Source organism: Psychrobacter sp. HD31, from assembly GCF_051097895.1.
Lineage (GTDB): Bacteria > Pseudomonadota > Gammaproteobacteria > Pseudomonadales > Moraxellaceae > Psychrobacter.
Genome location: NZ_CP142525.1, coordinates 1724430 through 1743712, shown reverse-complemented (window position 1 = coordinate 1743712; position 19283 = coordinate 1724430). Strand labels below are relative to the sequence as shown.

Annotated in this window: 17 protein-coding genes and 2 tRNA genes; 9 read left to right on the top strand and 10 right to left on the bottom strand. The window is 39.6% G+C overall.

Translation table 11 applies throughout. The features are described 5' to 3' along the window. Positions 1-248: 248 nt before the first annotated feature. From gltX to VH441_RS07790, 4 genes are all read left to right on the top strand, one after another. On the top strand, positions 249-1754 hold the full coding sequence (gltX, locus tag VH441_RS07805; RefSeq protein ID WP_434353085.1) for a glutamate--tRNA ligase: 1506 nt from the start codon (positions 249-251) through the stop codon (positions 1752-1754). Between the two features lie 138 nt (positions 1755-1892). Further along, positions 1893-1968, top strand: a tRNA-Ala gene (locus tag VH441_RS07800). A 106-nt stretch (positions 1969-2074) separates the two neighbouring features. Then, positions 2075-2150: transfer RNA gene (locus VH441_RS07795), tRNA-Glu, on the top strand. Between the two features lie 281 nt (positions 2151-2431). Beyond that, a complete protein-coding gene (locus VH441_RS07790) occupies positions 2432-3214 on the top strand; it encodes an SDR family NAD(P)-dependent oxidoreductase (RefSeq protein WP_434353084.1) in 783 nt (260 codons plus the stop codon). A gap of 279 nt (positions 3215-3493) precedes the next feature. Here VH441_RS07790 and VH441_RS07785 read toward each other — a convergent pair whose 3' ends face one another. Together VH441_RS07785 and parE are read right to left on the bottom strand one after the other, a co-directional pair. Then, positions 3494-4168: a lysophospholipid acyltransferase family protein gene (locus tag VH441_RS07785; protein WP_434353083.1), complete on the bottom strand. Its 675-nt coding sequence runs from the start codon at positions 4166-4168 to the stop codon at positions 3494-3496. A gap of 192 nt (positions 4169-4360) precedes the next feature. Further along, the gene (parE, locus tag VH441_RS07780; RefSeq protein ID WP_434353082.1) at positions 4361-6259 is read right to left on the bottom strand and encodes a DNA topoisomerase IV subunit B; all 1899 of its coding nucleotides are present in this window, start codon (positions 6257-6259) and stop codon (positions 4361-4363) included. 243 nt (positions 6260-6502) lie between these two features. Between parE and VH441_RS07775 the strand changes: the two genes are divergently transcribed. From VH441_RS07775 to VH441_RS07765, 3 genes are all read left to right on the top strand, one after another. After that, positions 6503-7087, top strand: a complete 585-nt coding sequence (locus VH441_RS07775) for a hypothetical protein (RefSeq protein ID WP_434353081.1) — start codon at positions 6503-6505, stop codon at positions 7085-7087. A 331-nt stretch (positions 7088-7418) separates the two neighbouring features. Further along, positions 7419-7802: an REP-associated tyrosine transposase gene (locus tag VH441_RS07770; RefSeq protein ID WP_434353080.1), complete on the top strand. Its 384-nt coding sequence runs from the start codon at positions 7419-7421 to the stop codon at positions 7800-7802. Positions 7803-7947: 145 nt separating this feature from the next. After that, entirely contained in the window at positions 7948-8658 is a 711-nt protein-coding gene (locus VH441_RS07765) for a hypothetical protein (protein WP_434353079.1), read from the top strand. A gap of 81 nt (positions 8659-8739) precedes the next feature. Here VH441_RS07765 and VH441_RS07760 read toward each other — a convergent pair whose 3' ends face one another. Further along, positions 8740-9357: a YqiA/YcfP family alpha/beta fold hydrolase gene (locus VH441_RS07760; RefSeq protein WP_434353078.1), complete on the bottom strand. Its 618-nt coding sequence runs from the start codon at positions 9355-9357 to the stop codon at positions 8740-8742. Positions 9358-9514: 157 nt separating this feature from the next. Between VH441_RS07760 and VH441_RS07755 the strand changes: the two genes are divergently transcribed. Continuing rightward, positions 9515-9787, top strand: coding sequence for a DUF1289 domain-containing protein (locus tag VH441_RS07755; RefSeq protein WP_434353077.1), 273 nt, complete (start codon positions 9515-9517; stop codon positions 9785-9787). 6 nt (positions 9788-9793) lie between these two features. Here the strand turns inward: VH441_RS07755 and xerD are convergent, their stop codons facing one another. From xerD to VH441_RS07720, 7 genes are all read right to left on the bottom strand, one after another. Further along, entirely contained in the window at positions 9794-10732 is a 939-nt protein-coding gene (gene xerD / locus VH441_RS07750; protein WP_434353076.1) for a site-specific tyrosine recombinase XerD, read from the bottom strand. A gap of 41 nt (positions 10733-10773) precedes the next feature. Further along, the gene (gene tusA, locus VH441_RS07745; RefSeq protein ID WP_434353075.1) at positions 10774-11028 is read right to left on the bottom strand and encodes a sulfurtransferase TusA; all 255 of its coding nucleotides are present in this window, start codon (positions 11026-11028) and stop codon (positions 10774-10776) included. A 22-nt stretch (positions 11029-11050) separates the two neighbouring features. Further along, on the bottom strand, positions 11051-12358 hold the full coding sequence (locus tag VH441_RS07740) for a valine--pyruvate transaminase (protein ID WP_434353074.1): 1308 nt from the start codon (positions 12356-12358) through the stop codon (positions 11051-11053). Between the two features lie 104 nt (positions 12359-12462). Next, on the bottom strand, positions 12463-13749 hold the full coding sequence (locus VH441_RS07735) for an MFS transporter (protein WP_434353073.1): 1287 nt from the start codon (positions 13747-13749) through the stop codon (positions 12463-12465). Positions 13750-13846: 97 nt separating this feature from the next. Then, positions 13847-14119, bottom strand: a complete 273-nt coding sequence (gene nqrM / locus VH441_RS07730) for a (Na+)-NQR maturation NqrM (protein ID WP_434353072.1) — start codon at positions 14117-14119, stop codon at positions 13847-13849. A 126-nt stretch (positions 14120-14245) separates the two neighbouring features. Beyond that, positions 14246-15700 (bottom strand): sodium:proton antiporter NhaD, encoded by a 1455-nt coding sequence (gene nhaD, locus VH441_RS07725; RefSeq protein ID WP_434353071.1) that lies wholly within the window; start codon positions 15698-15700, stop codon positions 14246-14248. A 381-nt stretch (positions 15701-16081) separates the two neighbouring features. Then, entirely contained in the window at positions 16082-17185 is a 1104-nt protein-coding gene (locus tag VH441_RS07720) for an FAD:protein FMN transferase (protein ID WP_434353070.1), read from the bottom strand. A gap of 311 nt (positions 17186-17496) precedes the next feature. Here VH441_RS07720 and VH441_RS07715 point away from each other — a divergent pair, with 311 nt between their 5' ends. Then, positions 17497-19170, top strand: a complete 1674-nt coding sequence (locus VH441_RS07715) for an ABC transporter substrate-binding protein (protein WP_434353069.1) — start codon at positions 17497-17499, stop codon at positions 19168-19170. Positions 19171-19283 lie beyond the last annotated feature (113 nt).

The following is a 19283-nucleotide window of genomic DNA, read 5'->3' as shown; positions in this document are numbered from 1 at the left end:
CTTAATAATGGGCACAAAATACCATGTTATTGATAAAAAGCAGGCGGTAACTGTTGTATTTATCCGTTTATTTACATACCCAATGCTTGGGTATCCCTAATAACATAGGCCTTTTTTGAGTTTAGATAAAAGTAGAAACAAGATAAACAACCGTTTTTTCTATAAAACCAAAACACAATCGGCTATAATTACAAGCAATATTTAATAACAACCACTATCTGTATTATTCGATTTAAGAGAGCTAAAAAATGACCACGACAAACAGACCTGTCCGCACTCGTATTGCCCCATCTCCAACGGGATTCCCTCATGTTGGCACAGCCTACATTGCCCTATTTAATTTGGCGTTTGCCAAAGCCAATGGTGGTGAGTTCATTTTGCGTATTGAAGATACCGACCAAACTCGCTCGACCGAACAATCAGAAAAAATGATTTTAGATGCCCTGCGTTGGGTCGGCCTAGATTGGGCAGAAGGTCCTGATATTGGTGGTAAACATGCACCTTATCGCCAAAGTGAGCGTAGCGGTATTTACAAAAAATATGCCGAAGCGTTATTAGATAAAGGTCATGCCTTCCGTTGCTTTTGCACCACAAAAGAACTAGACCAAATGCGTGCTGAACAAATGGCACGAGGTGATGCACCTAAATATGATGGTCGTTATGCAGAGTTATCACGTGAAGAATCAGACAAACTTGTTGCAGAAGGCAAGCCTTATGTTATTCGCATGAAGGTACCAACCGAGGGCGTTTGCAAGTTTAATGACTTACTGCGTGGCGAGGTAGAAATCCCTTGGGAACAAGTAGACATGCAAGTGTTATTAAAAACAGATGGTATGCCAACCTATCACCTTGCCAATGTCGTAGATGACCATTTAATGGAAATTACCCACGTGATGCGTGGTGAAGAGTGGATTAACTCTGCTCCAAAACACCAATTGCTATATGAATACTTTGGTTGGGAAATGCCAGTACTTTGCCACATGCCGCTGCTGCGTAACCCTGATAAGTCAAAACTTTCTAAACGTAAAAACCCAACTTCTATCACTTATTACCGTGATGCCGGTGTGTTACCAGAAGCCTTATTAAATTACTTGGGTCGCATGGGTTACTCACTACCCAATGAAGAAGAAAAATTTAGCCTAGAAGAAATGATAGCAAGTTTTGATATTAACCGTGTGTCACTTGGTGGCCCTGTATTTGATGTAGAAAAACTACATTGGCTAAATGCCGAATACTTGCGTGAGCTTAGCCCAGAAGCCTTAAAAAATAAAATTTTGGATTGGGCAAATGACAGCGAAAAATTGACTGCCATTGCAGCCGCAATCCAACCACGCATCCACTTGCTGTCTGATGCGGTTAACTGGGGTGGTTTTTACTTTCAAAACTTGCCTGACATTAGTGCAGAAGACTTTGTACATAAATCACTTAGCCAAGAGCAAATTATTGAAATACTACAAATTGCAACATGGAAGTTAGAAACCATGCCTGTATGGAGCGAAGAAAACATTTTTGCCACATTAAAAGGGTTAAGTGGCGCAATGGACATCAAACTACGTGACATGATGGCTCCGTTCTTTATTGCCATTGCAGGCTCAACAGCATCAACACCAGTAATGAACTCTATGTATGTTATTGGGGCGGATATGACCTTAACTCGCCTTCGACATGCGGTAGATGTTTTAGGCGGTTTAGGCAAAAAGAAAATGAAAAAGTTAGAAAAAACAGCCGCCGCTTTGCCAGATTTTTTGCAATAAGCGAAAAACCTGCCTAAATATTTGATAAAACAAGTAAACCAAACCTTTAAAACACAAGGGTTTGGTTTTTTATTTAAAAAAGATTAAAAAAAAATTGACAGGCATTATTTTTTCTTTATAATGACTACTTCCAAGCGAGGGGCTATAGCTCAGCTGGTAGAGCACTTGCATGGCATGCAAGGGGTCAGCGGTTCGACTCCGCTTAGCTCCACCAATATTTCTAATAATATTAGGAACTCGTAAGGACAACGCAAGCACCTAGGCACACATTTAAAATGTTCTTGCGTTTGTAAATAGTTTTTTAACTATTACTCTATTGCGTCCCGTTCGTCTAGAGGCCTAGGACCCCGCCCTTTCACGGCGGTAACAGGGGTTCGAATCCCCTACGGGATGCCACTATTCTTACTCTTTTGAGTAACGCTAAACCCAGTCATCAATGATGATTGGGTTTTTTGTTATGTGCTGTTTTTAAAGTGGTAAAACACTTATCGGCTTTTAAAAAAATAAGCAACCACGCATGCCTCTTTGCATGTTTCGTTTAAACCACAACAACCCTCGGCAACCTAACTATCAGCCATATCATCAGTTAACGACATTAACAAACATTGGCAATTCTGCCACATCTTTATTAAACTAACCCTATACACAATAATACATTTTTAAAATAAAGGATTGCTATGAAACGCTTTAAAAATAAAACGGTCATCATTACAGGTGCAGGTTCTGGCATTGGGCGTGCAACCGCCATTCGTTTTGCACAAGAAGGTGCTGAAGTGGTGCTGGTGGGTCGCAATCAAGAAAAACTCATGGAAACAGCCGAATTACTACCGCAAGACCATTCATGGATACATGATGATAATTATTTAACCATTACTTGCGATATCAGCAGTTATGAACAAGTGACTAAAATGATGCACGCTGTGATGGCGCGTTTTGAACACATTGATATCTTAGTCAATAATGCCGGTAAAGCCATACAAGGCAAAGTAACCGAGCTAAGTATTGATGACTGGCAACAATCAATTAACGTTAACTTAAACGGTACTTTTTATGTATCGCAAGCAGCTTTACCTTATTTAATTGAGTCTAAAGGCAATATTGTTAACGTATCGTCAATTTCAGGTGCTGGTGGCGACTGGAAGATGCCCGCTTATAATGCGGCAAAGGCTGGCGTTACTAACTTAACGCGCACCATGGCAATGGATTATGGTAATGATGGCGTACGAGTTAATGCTGTGAGTCCCAGTGTTACTAAAACAAGCATGACAACCAACATCCAAGATAATGATGAAAAAACCCAAAAATATTTAGACCGTTGCCCGCTGGGTCGTATTGCTACGCCTGAAGATGTGGCAGCAGCGATTACTTTTTTGGCAAGTGATGATGCCAGCATGATTACAGGCGTTGATTTGCCTGTCGATGGCGGTGTGAGTGCTTCAAGTGGGCAACCCCAGTTTTAGCCCGTTATCACAGTCGCACATATCGCAAAACCTGCGCTGCGCCCTGTTTAACTTAACATGTTAAACAGGGCGCAGTAAAATTATAGTCATTGAATCATTGCTATTAAAATCTAGCAATAAACAACTAAATATAGGTAGGGTGCTGGCATTATCGTTTGTTCAACCTATTCAACCCATCACATAACCCACCACATAACAAGACTTCTTAAAACCAGCTCCTTAAAAATCGCTTCTTAAACCTCAATGGAACTTAAAGCGCCATACTTTAATTTAAACACTTTACTTATTTAAAGACTTCTTTAAATCCTGCAAAGGCTGCGATAAATTAGTCGGATCTTTTGGTACAACCCCTTCATACATTGCCAAAATTTTGGCTAAATCCGCTTCATAATCGCCTGTTGGATAAACAAGATTCATAAACCGTATTTCTTTGGTTTTATAGTCCATCGCCACTGGTAAAATTGGCACATCCGCACCAACCGCCAAATAGTAAAATCCTGATTTCCACTCTTTGGTATAACCACGTGTGCCCTCAGGTGCTAAACCAACAAACAAAGGTTTTCCTTTTTTAAACTCATCAATACTGGCTTGTAGTACAGACCCTTTTTTCTTTCTATCAATCGGGATAACGCCCGACCAATGCATCAGCTTTGCCATAATCGGATTTTTAAATAAACTTTTTTTGCCCATAATTTTGACACCAAAGTCCAATGCAAAAATGGCAGGCAAGGCATAAACGCCATCAAAATTAGAGGTATGAGGGACGGCCAAACAAATTGCTTGTGGAATGTTAGGAATCTCACCAACCGACTTCCACCCTGTAAGTTTAAGAAAAGCACTCGAAAGCAAAGGGGTAATTTTACCGCCACGTTTGGGTACATTAACACCCAAGTCATAACGTGTTAATACTTTATTTTGATAAGCTTGATTATCATTATCTGGCTTTGAGGTCATTTAAAATCCCTGCTGTTTTATATGAATAATCTAATATAAATACGGTTAAGACAGCTACTTTGCATTTAACACAAAGTAGCCAGTTCGATTGGGTGATTACTGGTGTTAGGTCTAACAATTGGCTGATTGCATTCGTTAGTTACAATTTTAACACGACCTACTGCTGCGGATAAAAAATAGTTGATAAGCTCGTTAAACAGCCAGCTCAGCTAAATCACCTTTATGTTCTAACCAAGATTTACGGTCAGACGAGCGTTTTTTGGCAAGTAGCATGTCCATCACCTCACTGGTGTGATTTAAGTCATCTAAGTCTAGCTGCACCAATCGGCGGGTATCTGGGTTCATGGTGGTTTCTCTAAGCTGGTCGGCATCCATTTCACCCAGCCCTTTAAAGCGAGTGATGGACTGCTTTTTGTTTTTTGGCGCATTAGCGAGTATTTGCTCTAACTCTGGTTCATCAAGGGCATAATGCACCTCTTTACCAATATCCACACGATACAAAGGTGGCATGGCTACATATAAGTGCCCTTCTTCAATTAGGGTAGGAAAGTGTTTAACAAACAAGGCACAAATCAAAGTGGCAATGTGCAAGCCATCTGAGTCCGCATCGGCTAAAATACACACTTTGTCATAACGCAACTCACTCAAATCATCACTGGCTGGGTCAACACCTATCGCTATGGCGATGTCGTGGATTTCTTGACTAGATAGCACCGTATCAGAAGATACCTCCCAGGTATTTAAAATTTTACCTCGCAATGGCAAAATTGCCTGAAAATGGCGGTCACGTGCTTGCTTGGCACTGCCTCCAGCAGAGTCCCCCTCTACCAAAAACAGCTCTGCACCTTCTTTTAAGTCGCCTTTACAGTCGGCAAGTTTACCGGGCAAGGCAGGACCTTGCGTAATTTTTTTACGTGCCACTTTTTTAGCACTTTTTAGGCGTTTGCCTGCCTTGCTAATGGCAAGCTCAGCAATTTGTGTGCCCATATCGGCATGCTGGTTTAACCACAAACTAAACGCATCTTTTGCAATGGCCTGCACTGCCCCTGCTGCCTCTCGGCTAGATAAACGTTCTTTGGTTTGCCCAGAAAATTGTGGCTCCGAAAATTTAAGCGATAATATATAGTTAACGCCATCCCATACATCTTCGCCTGTCAGTTTTATATTGCGTGGCAATAAATTATGGATTTCGCAAAACTCTCGCAAGGCTTCTAAAATACCTGTACGCAATCCGTTAACATGCGTACCACCTTGTGCCGTTGGGATTAAGTTAACATAGCTTTCTTGTATTGGTGTACCACCTTCTGGTAACCAGCTAATGGCAAAAGTTGCCCCTGCTCGCTCCCCTTTGGCTGCTTCGTAGTCATGATAAAATGGCTCTGATGGTAAGGTTTCTAACCCATCGAGTTGTTCATTTAAATATTCAATTACGCCATCGCTAAACTGCCAAACTATTTTTTCATCATTGATATGGTCAACAAACTCGATAGACAACCCAGCCGACAGTACTGCCTTGGCTTTTAGGTTGTGCTTTAATTGTTTTACGCTAAATTTTGGCGAGTCAAAAAACTGCTCATCTGCCCAAAAACGCACTTTTGTACCACGTTTGCGTTTATTAGAGCTAACAGACTCGTTAAGTGGCGTAACGGGTGTGCCGTTTTCAAACGCCATGTCATATTGAGTGCCACCTCGCCATACGGTCACTTCTACACGGGTAGATAAGGCATTAACTACGGAGATACCCACACCATGCAAACCGCCAGACACTTGATAGTTGCTGGTAGAAAACTTACCGCCTGCGTGCAAACGAGTTAAAATAAGTTCAATGCCCGATTGCCCAAACTCTGGATGAATATCGGTTGGCATGCCTCGTCCGTCATCTTCTACCGACAACGAGCCATCATCATGCAGTTGCACTTTTATGCTTTTGGCATAGCCTGCCAACGCCTCATCTACCGAGTTGTCTATCACTTCTTGTGCTAGGTGATTTGGGCGTGTGGTTTCTGTGTACATCCCTGGACGACGACGCACTGGCTCAAGCCCTTCTAATACTTCTAAAGATTGGGCGTTGTAGTTTTGATTTTGGCTCATGGGTGTCCTATTTTTATAGTCCTACGATACATCTATATCAAACAATTAATCCATTATACTTAAAAAAGGCGACATAACCAATTGTGGGGATTTATAGATATTGGCTGGTATTATCTTTTAGCTTGATATTTGGTTAAATAACAAATAATATTGTTAAATAAACCATTAACTTATAACTCCAAATAAACATTCATCATATCGTTTATCGAGACGTTAGCAAACATTCAAACAGACATTTTAATCATGAAAAACATTTATATATTTTTTGCAGTTAGTTTTTTAAGTGTATTGTTTATCACAACTGCAAACGCTAACTCTGAACCAACTGAATATTTATCTATAGGAAAAGAAATTGAATTTAATGGAGAAGTATACGAACTTAAATGGAGTTCTCATCCATCAAAAGAATATTATAAGCAAGAATATTTAAGAAAAAATGACAGCTTGCCAGAGTATGAAAAAATGCTAATGGTAGAAGCTATAAAAGGAGATTTTCCAGCAATATATGTCGCTAATGGAAAAATTAATGAGTTAGAAGGTTGGAAAAGCATTAATCCCATTGTCAGTTACGAGAAGTTTGAGTATGGGAAAGAAATAGTTCTTGAATTCATCTTAAGTAGTGGAAATATTTATGAATGGAATATTTATAGATACAGAAATGAGAAAAATGAATCTGGAAATTATTTAGTTCTATACGCCTACTCGTATCGCAACTATGTATCAAATGAGGAAGAGAAAAATACTTTTTTGAATACAATTGTTACGACTAAGGCAAATCTTGTAAAAAAAGTTGGAAATATTGAATTACCTAATATTCAGGCTAAGTAATATTTACTAAAAATAGATATGTATATTTGTTTTGGGGTTGTTAAACATCAACAACTTTTGCAATCTCAAGTTGTTTATTTAGCCTAACCTTGAGCTGTTAAGTAAGTAGGGTGCGTCCCACGCACCAATGCTCTATAATGCCCATAACAAAAGGACTTAATTGAACAAAAAATGTCACGTTACATACGGTCATATACGCAAGGAGCAACCTACTTTTTTACCTTGGTGTCTTATCAACGTAGAAAAATATTTACCAATCCTGACTTTTTAAAAGCATTACGTGCAAGTATCAAAGAAACACAAAAAAACTATCCATTTAAAATAATTGCATGTGGGTGCAATTACCAGACCACCTACATTGTATTTGGGAAATAATACCAATTACAGCCAATGCTGGTCACAAATAAAACGTAGAACAACCAAATTATGCCCTCAATATCATTTACCTATAGAAGAATTAAGCTATTCAAAAGTTAAAAGAAATGAAAAAGGTATATTTCAACGTCGCTTTTATGAACATCTAATAAAAGATGCTGCCGACTTCAGAAAACATATTGATTATTTACATTACAATCCTGTAAAACATGGCTTAGTGACACATGTAAGAGATTGGCAATATTCAAGTTTTCATCGTTATGTTAACAAAGGAGTATATACGAGTGATTGGGGACAAGGTGTTATATTTGATAATAGTATGTCAGATAAGTTAGAGTAGTTTTTAGAACTGTGCATGGAACGCACCCTACTTGGCTTGCTTTTACGTTAAATAACTAATAACATGATTTGACAAGTTGCTTTAAATTACAGCCGTACAAAACATATAAAAGTCGTTTGTCGTAGGCTACCAAATATTGAGATAAATGTTTACATATAAAAATACTATACAAAAAAGATTTTCATTTGAAAGCTATGAAAATAAATTACAAAAGGAATTTAATTACCTATTGAAGTATTTTGATTTAAATTCTAATAGAGTTGAAACAACAATAGATAAGCTTGAATATTCTTTAAATCAAGAAATAGAAGAAAAACCAGAAGAACAAACTCGTGTAAATGACCTTTATGAAACTCAACTTCGATCTATAAACTCATTTTATTACCATTCGTCGATTACTTTGGTACATTCATTTTTTGAAAATCAATTATTTCAACTTAGTAAATTAATTCAAGAAAAAACTAAAAGCAAACTCGATATTTCCTCTCTAAATGGACGAGATTACATTAAATCGGGACTTAATTATTTAAAATTAACAACGGGACTAAGTGAAGACTTATTAAATAAACATAAACCAAGATTGGGCCAGTTTCAGCAACTAAGAAATAAGATTATTCATGATAATTCCACATATAAAGATGAACAAGATAAAAAGAAGTTATTAAATGATTTTGGAAAGAATATTGAATTTTATGACGTTGAGAATAAATTTTATCTCAAATCGGATGACTTGCCCAAAGAGTATTTAGAGAAATCGATGGCTCTTTATAGGGATATCTTAGAACATCTAAGAAATATTGACTTTATAGTCCCTACTGAAATAAATGAAAATATTACTGTTGATTTACCATTTTGATATTTAATAGAAACACCTAACAAAAATATATTAAGGTTTGATAAATTGCTTGTTTCTTAACATTTAAACCATTAACTAAAATCACCCACTTACAAGATTATTTAAAACCTCCAAAACCATATCCAAATGCTCATCGAAGTCTGCAATGCGGTGGTCGCCCCCCTCATGGATTATTAATTGCTTAACGCCATTGCTACCGTAAAAACTTTCTGCCACTTGATAATTAAGAACCTCATCAGCGGTTTTTAGCCAAACTGCAATTTTATTTGGGTGGTTAACCGTTAATAACTGATTGTCTGCAACCCAGCGCATATCGCCATAAGTGACATTCCAATCACCAACCGTCGTATAAAATACCTCATCATCAGCGCCATAGGTTTTACCATCGGCAAAAAAACGAGTAAGCGTGGTGTGTGGTGCAACACTTGGGTTTAATAATAACGCTGGGCAACCAAGCTGGTTACTTAAATGCGTAGAAAAATAACCACCTAACGAGCTGCCTACCAACACGACCTTATCGGTTTGACTAAGCTCATTAATCAACTTAGTGACCTTAGCCAACACCTCGGCAGGTTTTAAATTTAAATCAGGGCAATGCACTTGATGGTTTGGATGACTTTTTTGGATATAGTCTACCAAAAGCCCACCTTTAATAGAGTTACTGGTATTATCAAACCCGTGTAAATAAATAATGTGCATTGATATCTCCTTTCTCTTTAATGTTTATTATCATTTGTGTATTCTAACATGTTACAATTTGCAAGCCTTTGGCAACTTGTGTATATGGATATGCTCAAACTAACTAAACCCCCTATTATTTAACTATTTTATCAGCATTGTCACAGCCCAATTAGCCATGACCAACCAAATTGAACTCTTCTCGATTGATAACCCCTGCGTGGGTGTATGCCAAAGCAATAAAAAAGGATTTTGCTTTGGCTGTTTGCGCAGCCGTCCAGAGCGTCAAATGTGGCTACAAATGACAGATGAGCAAAGGCGAGAAGTGTTAAGGCTCATTGTTGGACGCAAAAAACGTATTGAACAAATGAGACAACGCCAAAAAGAGCAGTTGGAGATAGATTTTGATGATTGGGGTGAAAGTGGCGACTTATTTGGGTTTGAAGAATAACCCCCATTACCCTCTTGGATGATGTGCCTCATGCAATGCCTGCAAACGTGCCGTTGCAACATGCGTGTATATTTGTGTGGTAGACAAATCGCTATGCCCAAGCAACAACTGCACACTACGCAAATCTGCCCCATGGTTAAGTAAGTGAGTCGCAAAGGCGTGGCGTAAGCTATGCGGTGATAAATCTTTTTGTATGCCTGCCAATTTGGCATATTTTTTAATCATATACCAAAAGTTTTGCCGAGTCATATAACCACCCTGAGCGGTTAAAAATACAGCTTGGCAATCACCAGACTTAAGGTGTGCAACCAAATCATTACGGGCATGAGTTAAATAGTTTTCTAATGCCTCATTGGCATACTCCCCCAATGGCACCAGCCGTGTTTTATTGCCTTTGCCGGTGACTCTAAGTACACCAGCATTTAAATTAACCTGTTCTAACGATAGGTTCATCAGCTCAGACACACGCAAACCACAGGCATACAACACCTCTAACATGGCTTTGTCTCTTAAACCCAGTGATGTACTCATATCTGGCGCAAGTAGCAGGTTTTCTACATCTGCCTCGCTTAAGTCTTTTGGCAGGGCACGCCCAAGCTTTGGGGTTTTAATTTTTTCGCAAGGGTTGTCTTTCCTTTGCTCGGTATTAACTAACCACAAAAAAAACTGGCGTAAGCTTGATAGCATTCTGGCTTGGGTGCGTGCGGTTTTGCCCTCACTACTCAGCTGGCTTAAGCAGGCAATCACATCTTTATCTTGCCAGTTTGGTAATGCCTTTAGACTAGTGGCTTGGCAGCTGGTTAAGTCTTTTACATAGGCATTGCGAGTGCGCACAGATAGCCCACGTGCCAGCATGGCTTGACGAAAATCAAACACATATTCTGGCTCATCATTTTTAGGTATTGATTTTGGTTGGCGTGGGTTAACGGCTCTGGTTTTACTCATTTTAAAGCCCTGTTAAAACTTGCGGTTGCCACATATGATATTCATGATGATTTTTTTTGAACCAAATAAATAAATTTAGCATCATCACCCTCGCCCGTTTGCTTTTGCTCAACCAAGGTGTGCCCAAGGTGGCGACAAAAGTTAGGGATGTCACGTGTGGTGGCTGGGTCTGTCGCTAATATTTCGATAACCTCGCCTGCTTGTGCAGTACGGATGGCTTTGTGTAGCATCATAACCGGTTCTGGGCACATTAAACCGCTTGTATCTAACATATGCTGTGGTTGAGTATTAGACATGTTGTTCTCGTTTTGTGGTTTATTATTTGTGTGAGTCATACAATTCACGCACAACCTTACCAATGGTAGCAATGCCTTTGGTTAGCGTCTCATCATCTTGCGCAATACTCATACGGATGCACTCGTGAGCATGGGCATAGCTGCCTGTATCAATACCAGGGAAGAAATGCTCACTTGGGATGATAAGTGTACCTTGCTGTTTTAAACGCTCATACAACTCAACACTATTAACTGGCAGACCTTCAAACCAAATCCACAAAAATATGGCACCCTCTGGTTTGTGGATACGCATAGGATAATCTGCCAACTCTTTTTGTAATAACTGCACCGCTAAATTGGCTTTGGCCTTATAAAAAGGTTTAATCTTGTTATCTGACAAATCTTTAATCGTATCATTGGCAACAAGCGGTGTAGCTATGGTTGCGCCAAACCTCGTGGGCGACAAATTAACAATGGCGTTCATTGCACTGACGACTTTAATCACATCGCTGTTTGCAACGATAATGCCAGTTCGTGCCCCAGGCAAGCCAATTTTAGACAAGCTTAGGCACAAAATGGTGTTTTCATCCCAGTTTAGCGTCACTTCAGGATAAATAATGTTAGGAAACGGCATCCCATACGCATTGTCTATAATCAGCGGTATCTCATACTTTTTGGCAAGTTCAGATAACCGTGCCATTTCATCATCTGTCAGTACATTGCCCGTTGGGTTAGTTGGGCGAGAGCAACAAATCGCGCCTATTTTGCCATTTTTAAGCGCGGGCAATGCTTCTAGTGCATTAAAATCAACTTTGTATTTAAAAAATCCTTGTTGCCCCTCATGCTCAACCTCTTCAATAATCGGTTTAACCGCAACAAAATGTTTGCCCTCAATATGCACATCACTATAGCCAATATATTCGGGCGCTAATGGCAATAATATTGACTTATCAATACCTTCCGCTGAGTCATCATCAAACATACCACCAAAAAGATTAAATAAATAAAAGAAGCCATTTTGCGAGCCGTTGGTTAAGGCAATGTTATCGGCAGTTAGCCCCCAACCATAATGACGATTAAAAAAATCTACCAAGGTATCAATAAATTTTGCATCACCTTGTGGGTTTGAGTAATTACCCATGCTGTCTATTGCAGGGCTATCTAAATCGCCAACATCTAACGTTTTAAACGCCTCTAAAAATGCTTGGTTAACCGCATCAATACGTGCAGGGTTACCACCACCCAGCATGTTAACGGGCTGATCACTTTTTAGAGCATCTCCCAAATCATCCATTAATTGTAAAATACCACTGTTTTGGGTGAACTTTTGTCCAAATTTAGAAAATTGCATGCTTTACCTTTGTTTATTTTTAAAGCGGTTGATTTTATGGGGGTAAGTATAACAAATCGTTACCTTGATGTTGAGCAAGTTAAGCCAACACAACCAGTAGCTAACTAAAATGGCTTGCCATCAATCATGACTCTGCCACTAATCGCCCAAGCAAAACCAATATTTATCAGCATCAATATCGTCAGCACAGTAAGAGGAAGGTGCCAATCACCGCTTACCTCATGCAACCAACCCGCACCCAATGGTCCTGCCATGGCAATGGTATAACCAACGGCTTGCGACATGCTAGATAACTCACTGGCTTGCACCGTATCATAAGTACGTAGGTTAATGAGCATAAGCGTTAATGTAAAAACCAATGAGGCACCAAAACCTGCACAGATTGTCCACACACTTGCCCAAAATAAGGGGTTAACATCAAACCGCCCAAATGCCATGCCTGCTGCACCCATCGCTATGAGTATAGAGGCTAACATCGCCATCGTTCGTGCATGGTCTTTACGGCTCATTACCCAAGTTAACAATAAAATTGCAATGGGTGCCATCAGCTGAAATAGCATTGCCAGCTGCCCTGCTTGTATCAAACTTAAGCCTTTACTCGCCCAGATAGAGGGCAAAAAACTGGCAACTAGATAGTACATAAGCGATTGCAGCCCTAAAAATATCGCTAACCACCATGCCAGGGGCGTTTGCCACATACTTTTGTTATGTTTGGAGTTTGGCATTTGTTGCCGCTTTTGGATGACCACTTGCGGACTGTTGCCATCGCTTAATGTGCGATTTGAGTGTTGTTGTTGCTGATAATCCAACACTAAATTTGGGCGCAGCTGCCACCAAAACACGAATGCAAACACACTAAGCACTGCCCAAACGCCTGTTGCCAAACGCCAACCCAATAAATCACTCATCGGTAACACAATGCCAGCCACCAACCCTGCCATAATGGTCATTGCAAGGCTGTATAAACCCGTTACTAATGGAATGTTTTTTGGTGCTAACTGTTTAATCGCCGGCATCGTGATGGTATTTAAAAAACCAATGGCAAGCGACAAAATAGCCGTACCAGCAAAAAACCACCACCAACCAATAGCAAACACTCGCAAAACCATGCCAAGGGCTAACAACAAGATCATCACAGGTAATAAATTGTGAATGCCAAACCATTTGCTAAACTTTGCCGATACTAATGCCCCAAAAGCAAATGAAAGCATAGGGATTGCACCCAACCACCCTATCTCTAACTGGCTAATGCCTAAAGCTTGCTCGATAACCGGTGCAATCGAACCAACTAACACAATGGGTGAGCGCATATTGACTGCCACTAAAATAATGGCAATGCACACAAAGGCTAAACTGGTGTTTTTGGTGGTTACGATATTGTTATTATTCATAGTCGATGCTTGATTTAAAAAATTTACCACTTAAACGTGAAAAACCACCATGCATTTTGCATGATGGCTGATTTTTATTGTCACTTAATGTGAGATGTTAAACAGCCGACTTTCCAAGCTCTGCTGCTTTTTTACTTTGCGTTTGCTGCTCATCTCGCATTTTTTGTTTGTCTTCTTCGGTCAGTGAGTCACATTTATTAGGGTCATTACCACAAAATTGGCAATATTCATCTCCCATCAAAGTAGCAACACCACCACAAGAGCCTTTTAATGGCTCTTTTTTAACCATGTAACCCACACCCATAAACAAAAAAAACAACACAAATACGGTAAAGGTAATGGCAAAAATGGGTAATAATTGGCTGAGCATATCATTCACCTAACTTTTGGATTAATTTGTTTAATAAACACCTTTATCATACAAGGCAAGCCTCATAAAAGCAAAAAAGTTTAGCTTGCCTTATTAACAAACTAAACTCTTTAATAAAAAAATCAATTACATTACGTGGATAGCAATATAAACTGCCGCACCTGCTAAATAGCCAAGCACCGCAAGCAAGCTAATACGTTTTAGATACCACATAAATGGAATGCGTTCCATACCCATGGCAGCAACACCAGCAGCAGAACCAATAATCAAGCAACTACCCCCTGTACCAGCACAGTATGCTAAAAACTGCCAAAAGTTACCATCAAGCACAAACTGACTAGTACGCGCTAACTCTTCACCCGTTAAACCAGCTAACGCTGCTTCAGATACTAATGGATACATCTTCATTGCACCTGCAACCAATGGCACGTTATCCACCAATGATGATAGCAAACCAATTAATACGTTAATCACGTAAAGGTTACCAAAAGTTGCATCTAACCATTGTGCCATATCTCTTAAATGACCAGCAGTTGCTAAACCAGATACCGCTAACAAGATACCCAAGAAGAATAGGATACTTGGCATATCAATTTTTGATAACACGCCAATCACCGTTAGCTGTTGTTTAATTTCTTTATGCTGGTTGCGATGGTTGATTTCTGTATAAATCCAAAGGAGTGACAAACCAAATAAAATACCCATATATGGCGGCAAATGCGTCACCGTTTTAAATACAGGCACAAATGCCAATGCACCTAAACCTAAAAATAACACGGTTAAACGAGTCGCTGGGGTGATTGGTAGCTCCCCTGGTTCTTTGTTAACGCTATTACCATGGCTGCTAACACCACTAGCGTGGCCAGCGACATTTTCGTCAAGTGCTGGGCGCGTAATGGTTTTGCCTTTAAGCTTTAAGGTTAAAAATGCAATTGGTACGACCGCTGCAACAATACTTGGTACGATGATATTAACGATGATACTACTTGCAGATATTTGATGACCAATCCACAACATTGTCGTCGTAACATCACCAATTGGTGACCAAGCACCACCAGCATTGGCAGCAATGACAACCATACCAACAAACAACCAACGCATTTCTTTATCACTAATCAGTTTTCTAAGTAAAGATACCATAACAATCGTTGTCGTTAGGTTATCTAGCAATGCTGAGAAGAAGAAAGTTAAAATACCAATAATCCAAAGCAATGTCGTCGCTTTAGTAGTCTGAATGCGGTTAGTAATGGCAGCAAAACCATCATGCGCATCAATTAACTCAACAATTGTCATTGCACCCATTAAAAAGAATAGGATTTCAGCAATTTCTGCCAAATGATGACGTAACTCGGTATTTAAAAACTGTGAGGTACCACCATGTCCACCAGCGGCGCCAGCTGCATGAGCACCTGCCTCCGCTAAATGAGATGACAACAACACATCCGCTCCAAATACTAATAACGTCCACACAAGTGCCGCTGTTAATAAAGCTGAAGCTGCTTTATCAATATGGATATTATGTTCTAGGGCGATTGCCAAATAGCCTAAAACAAAAACCACTGCCATTAACATATAAATCATCGTCGTAATTTCCTTGACTTTATATACGTCAATTTTCAATTCATAATGCTTTATTTACCAAACATAAAGCGATATAAACTTAAAATTGAGGTTTGACATCTTAATAAACCTAGCCAGTATCAATAATTGCTAACGTTAGCAATTGTTTGGCATATCGGTTTGCCTAAATTATTCAGCAGGTATTGTACACAAATTCAATCAATTATGCTTGTTTTGTTGCACCCAAAAGCATGGTTTTTAGCAAAAAAAACCACTGACAAACCAAAAAAAACCGTTATAGCCTTATAATCAATAAGGTTATAACGGTCATTGGTCAGCAAAAAAGCGAATGTATAAAAATAGTTTGGATAACAATAACTTATTTTTTAATTTTATCCTTTTTTAAGGCTGTGCCCTGTTACGTAATTTTTGCATTGCCTCAGTTTCAACGATTTGCCAATCTTCAAGCTTATGTTGAGCTTGATTAACATCCACCCCAGTTTTAGGGACAACAAACATAACCGCAAGATTTTGTTTGTTAGCGGTTTGCAATGCTTGTTGATAAGGCATGGCCGTTAATGCGGTTGCCCAAGCATCCGCCATGGCAACCGTATTCGCCGCAACCGTTACCGATGGTGCACCATCTACAATCGGGTTACCCGTATGGGGGTCTATTGTATGGCTATAACGCACACCATCAAATACAATTGAGTTACGATAGTTACCAGAAGTTGCTAAGTTCATTTTCCCATGTTTACTTTCATCAACGGGTTGTACAATGGCAGCAATCACCTCTCGATTAGCGACGCCAGAATGCAAAATAGGCGCATCAATGGCAATTTTCCATCCTGCATTTTTATCATTGACCCCACTTGTCGCAACTTCACCGCCTATTTCAACCATGTAGTTTTTAATTTTGTATTTCGACTCCAATACATCAGCAATAACATCCACACCATAACCCTTGGCAATGGCAGAAAAATCCATCGCCACGCCCTCTTTGGTTTTACTCAGCTCATTACCATTAAGGCGAATACTATCAAAACCAATCAGCGACTTTGCTTGTTCGACCTCTGCCGCAGAGGGTGGGCTTTGTAACCTGTCTACACGCATCTCCTTGCCAAAGCCCCAAAGTTCAAATACTGGTTTAACTGTTGGATCAAATGCCCCGCCAGATTGAGCATACACTTTTTGGCTATCTTTTAACACATGTGCAAAGTCAGCATCAATCTTAACGGGGGTGTTAACTGCTGCTAAATTAAACTGACTAATGGTTGAGTCCTCTTGCCAGGTAGACATGCTACTATTAACTTCGTCTAGTCGTTTATCAATACTCTCTTTAATAGCCGTTTGGTCTGCCTGTTTTGGCAACTCGTATCGGATGTGATAACTGGTGCCCATGGTTTCACCCTCTAACTGTTGATAGCTGGGTGTTTTGTGGCAAGCCGTTAATGCCGTGGTGGCAAGCAGGGTAAAAATCACAAAAGATGGTTTATTAAAGGTCATAAATGAAGCTCAATTTGGTTAAATAAATATAAACTAGGATATCAAACTTATTTTATCAATATAAAAAACAGTTTGCACTTTTTGTACCTAAATTGCACCTACAGAAAATCACTTAATAATATTATTGAATTCATCAGTCATTGCGCTTGTATTGCTACACATAAAACTGTTAAAGTTTGATGACAGCAAACAATAATTAACAAAAATTTCAACCCATAGTTATTGGTGATAAAGTTAGTGGTAATAATTTAGTTAATTTGTTGTCATTAAACGACATTTGCTCCTTTTTTAACCCAATAGAAGGATTCTATATGAGCCAGACCAGCCCTTTTTTTAAATTACTTACGCCAACTGCTTTAGCATTAAGCTTGGCAGCATTAACCGCTTGTGGTGGTGACAAGCCAGCTGATAAAGATACACACGCAGCAGCAGCTACCAGTGGTGAAATGGCAGAGTCTCAAGAACTAACCATTAATAATGGTGCAGAACCAGAATCACTGGATCCTCACAAAATTTCTGGTGTACCAGAAAGTAACATCATCCGCCAAATCATGGTTGGCTTAACCTCAACCGATCCTGACGGCAACACCATGCCCGGTATGGCAGAAAGCTGGGAATCAGCAGACAACAAAGTTTGGACATTTAAACTACGTGATGCTAACTGGTCTAATGGCGACCCTGTAACAGCAGAAGACTTTGTTTATAGCTTACAGCGTGTACTCACCCCAGAAACCGCATCACCTTACGCAAGCTACCTTGCTGATGCAAAAGTGGTAAACGCACAAGATATTATTGATGGGAAAGCCGAACCAAGTACCCTAGGCGTTAAAGCGATAGATGAAAAAACGTTAGAAATTACACTATCTGAGCCAGTACCTTACTTCCCTGATGTCATGATCCATACTTCGGTTAAGCCTGTACACAAAGCAACCGTTGAACAATTTGGTGACAAATGGACAAACCCAGAAAACATTGTCGTCAATGGCGCATACACCGTTAACGAATGGAATGTTAATGACAAAATTGTACTAACCCGCAATGAAGCATACTTTGACAACGCAAATACAAAAATCAACAAAGTAACTGTGCTACCAATTTCAGAAAACACCTCAGATGTTGCGCGTTATAAAGCGGGTGAAATTGACATGACTTACAACGAATTGCCACCAGAGCAGTTCACCAAATTACAAGAAGAATTTGGCGATGAAGTTCATGTATCACCATTTTTATGTACTTATTACTACGAGTTCAACACAGTTAAACCACCGTTTGATGATGTAAGAGTACGCCGTGCATTGGCATTAGCACTAGACCGCAACACAATTACTGACAAAGTACTTGCTCAGGGTCAAACGCCAGCTTATCAATTTACACCACCTGCTACCCAAGGTAGTGTAAACAACTCACCAGAGTGGGAAGCGCTAGACCAAGCCGCCCGAGTTGAACAAGCCAAAAAATTACTAACAGAAGCTGGTTATAACGAAAGCAACCCGCTTAAGTTTGAGTTACTATACAACACAAACGAAAACCATAAGAAAATTGCTGTTGCTGCCTCTGCCCTTTGGAAACAAGCACTGGGCGACAACATGATTAATGTTACGTTAACCAACCAAGAGTGGAAAACTTACTTAGATACTCGCCGTAATGGTAACTATGACGTATCTCGTGCTGGTTGGTGTGGTGACTATAACGAAGCTTCAACCTTCTTAAATATCGTTAAAACAGGCAACAGCAACAACCACGGTAAATACAGCTCGCAAAACTTTGATAGCTTAATGAATCAAACACTTAAAGCGGGTGTTGACAACGCTAAGCGAAGTGAGTTGTACAACCAAGCCGAAGCACAGTTAGATGCAGATATGCCACTTATCCAAATCTACCACTATATTAGCCCACGTATGATTAAACCATACGTTAATGGTTTTACTGGTAAAGATGCGCTAGATAACTGGCAATTTAAAGACTTTTCTATCGCTAAGCATTAATTGTTAATCAACAATTTGTTTAGTATGATAGTTAATTAAGCTTATGGAAGGGTGGATTACCCAGCGTAGCCACCCTTTTTTATTTTTTAGGGTGTGTTTTTAAAGGCTCATCT

Coding starts and splice junctions, on each gene's coding strand:
- gltX (WP_434353085.1), top strand. CDS start 249: ATGACCACGACAAACAGACCTGTCCGCACTCGTATTGCCCCATCTCCA.
- VH441_RS07790 (WP_434353084.1), top strand. CDS start 2,432: ATGAAACGCTTTAAAAATAAAACGGTCATCATTACAGGTGCAGGTTCT.
- VH441_RS07785 (WP_434353083.1), bottom strand. CDS start 4,168: ATGACCTCAAAGCCAGATAATGATAATCAAGCTTATCAAAATAAAGTA.
- parE (WP_434353082.1), bottom strand. CDS start 6,259: ATGAGCCAAAATCAAAACTACAACGCCCAATCTTTAGAAGTATTAGAA.
- VH441_RS07775 (WP_434353081.1), top strand. CDS start 6,503: ATGAAAAACATTTATATATTTTTTGCAGTTAGTTTTTTAAGTGTATTG.
- VH441_RS07765 (WP_434353079.1), top strand. CDS start 7,948: ATGTTTACATATAAAAATACTATACAAAAAAGATTTTCATTTGAAAGC.
- VH441_RS07760 (WP_434353078.1), bottom strand. CDS start 9,357: ATGCACATTATTTATTTACACGGGTTTGATAATACCAGTAACTCTATT.
- VH441_RS07755 (WP_434353077.1), top strand. CDS start 9,515: ATGACCAACCAAATTGAACTCTTCTCGATTGATAACCCCTGCGTGGGT.
- xerD (WP_434353076.1), bottom strand. CDS start 10,732: ATGAGTAAAACCAGAGCCGTTAACCCACGCCAACCAAAATCAATACCT.
- tusA (WP_434353075.1), bottom strand. CDS start 11,028: ATGTCTAATACTCAACCACAGCATATGTTAGATACAAGCGGTTTAATG.
- VH441_RS07740 (WP_434353074.1), bottom strand. CDS start 12,358: ATGCAATTTTCTAAATTTGGACAAAAGTTCACCCAAAACAGTGGTATT.
- VH441_RS07735 (WP_434353073.1), bottom strand. CDS start 13,749: ATGAATAATAACAATATCGTAACCACCAAAAACACCAGTTTAGCCTTT.
- nqrM (WP_434353072.1), bottom strand. CDS start 14,119: ATGCTCAGCCAATTATTACCCATTTTTGCCATTACCTTTACCGTATTT.
- nhaD (WP_434353071.1), bottom strand. CDS start 15,700: ATGATTTATATGTTAATGGCAGTGGTTTTTGTTTTAGGCTATTTGGCA.
- VH441_RS07720 (WP_434353070.1), bottom strand. CDS start 17,185: ATGACCTTTAATAAACCATCTTTTGTGATTTTTACCCTGCTTGCCACC.
- VH441_RS07715 (WP_434353069.1), top strand. CDS start 17,497: ATGAGCCAGACCAGCCCTTTTTTTAAATTACTTACGCCAACTGCTTTA.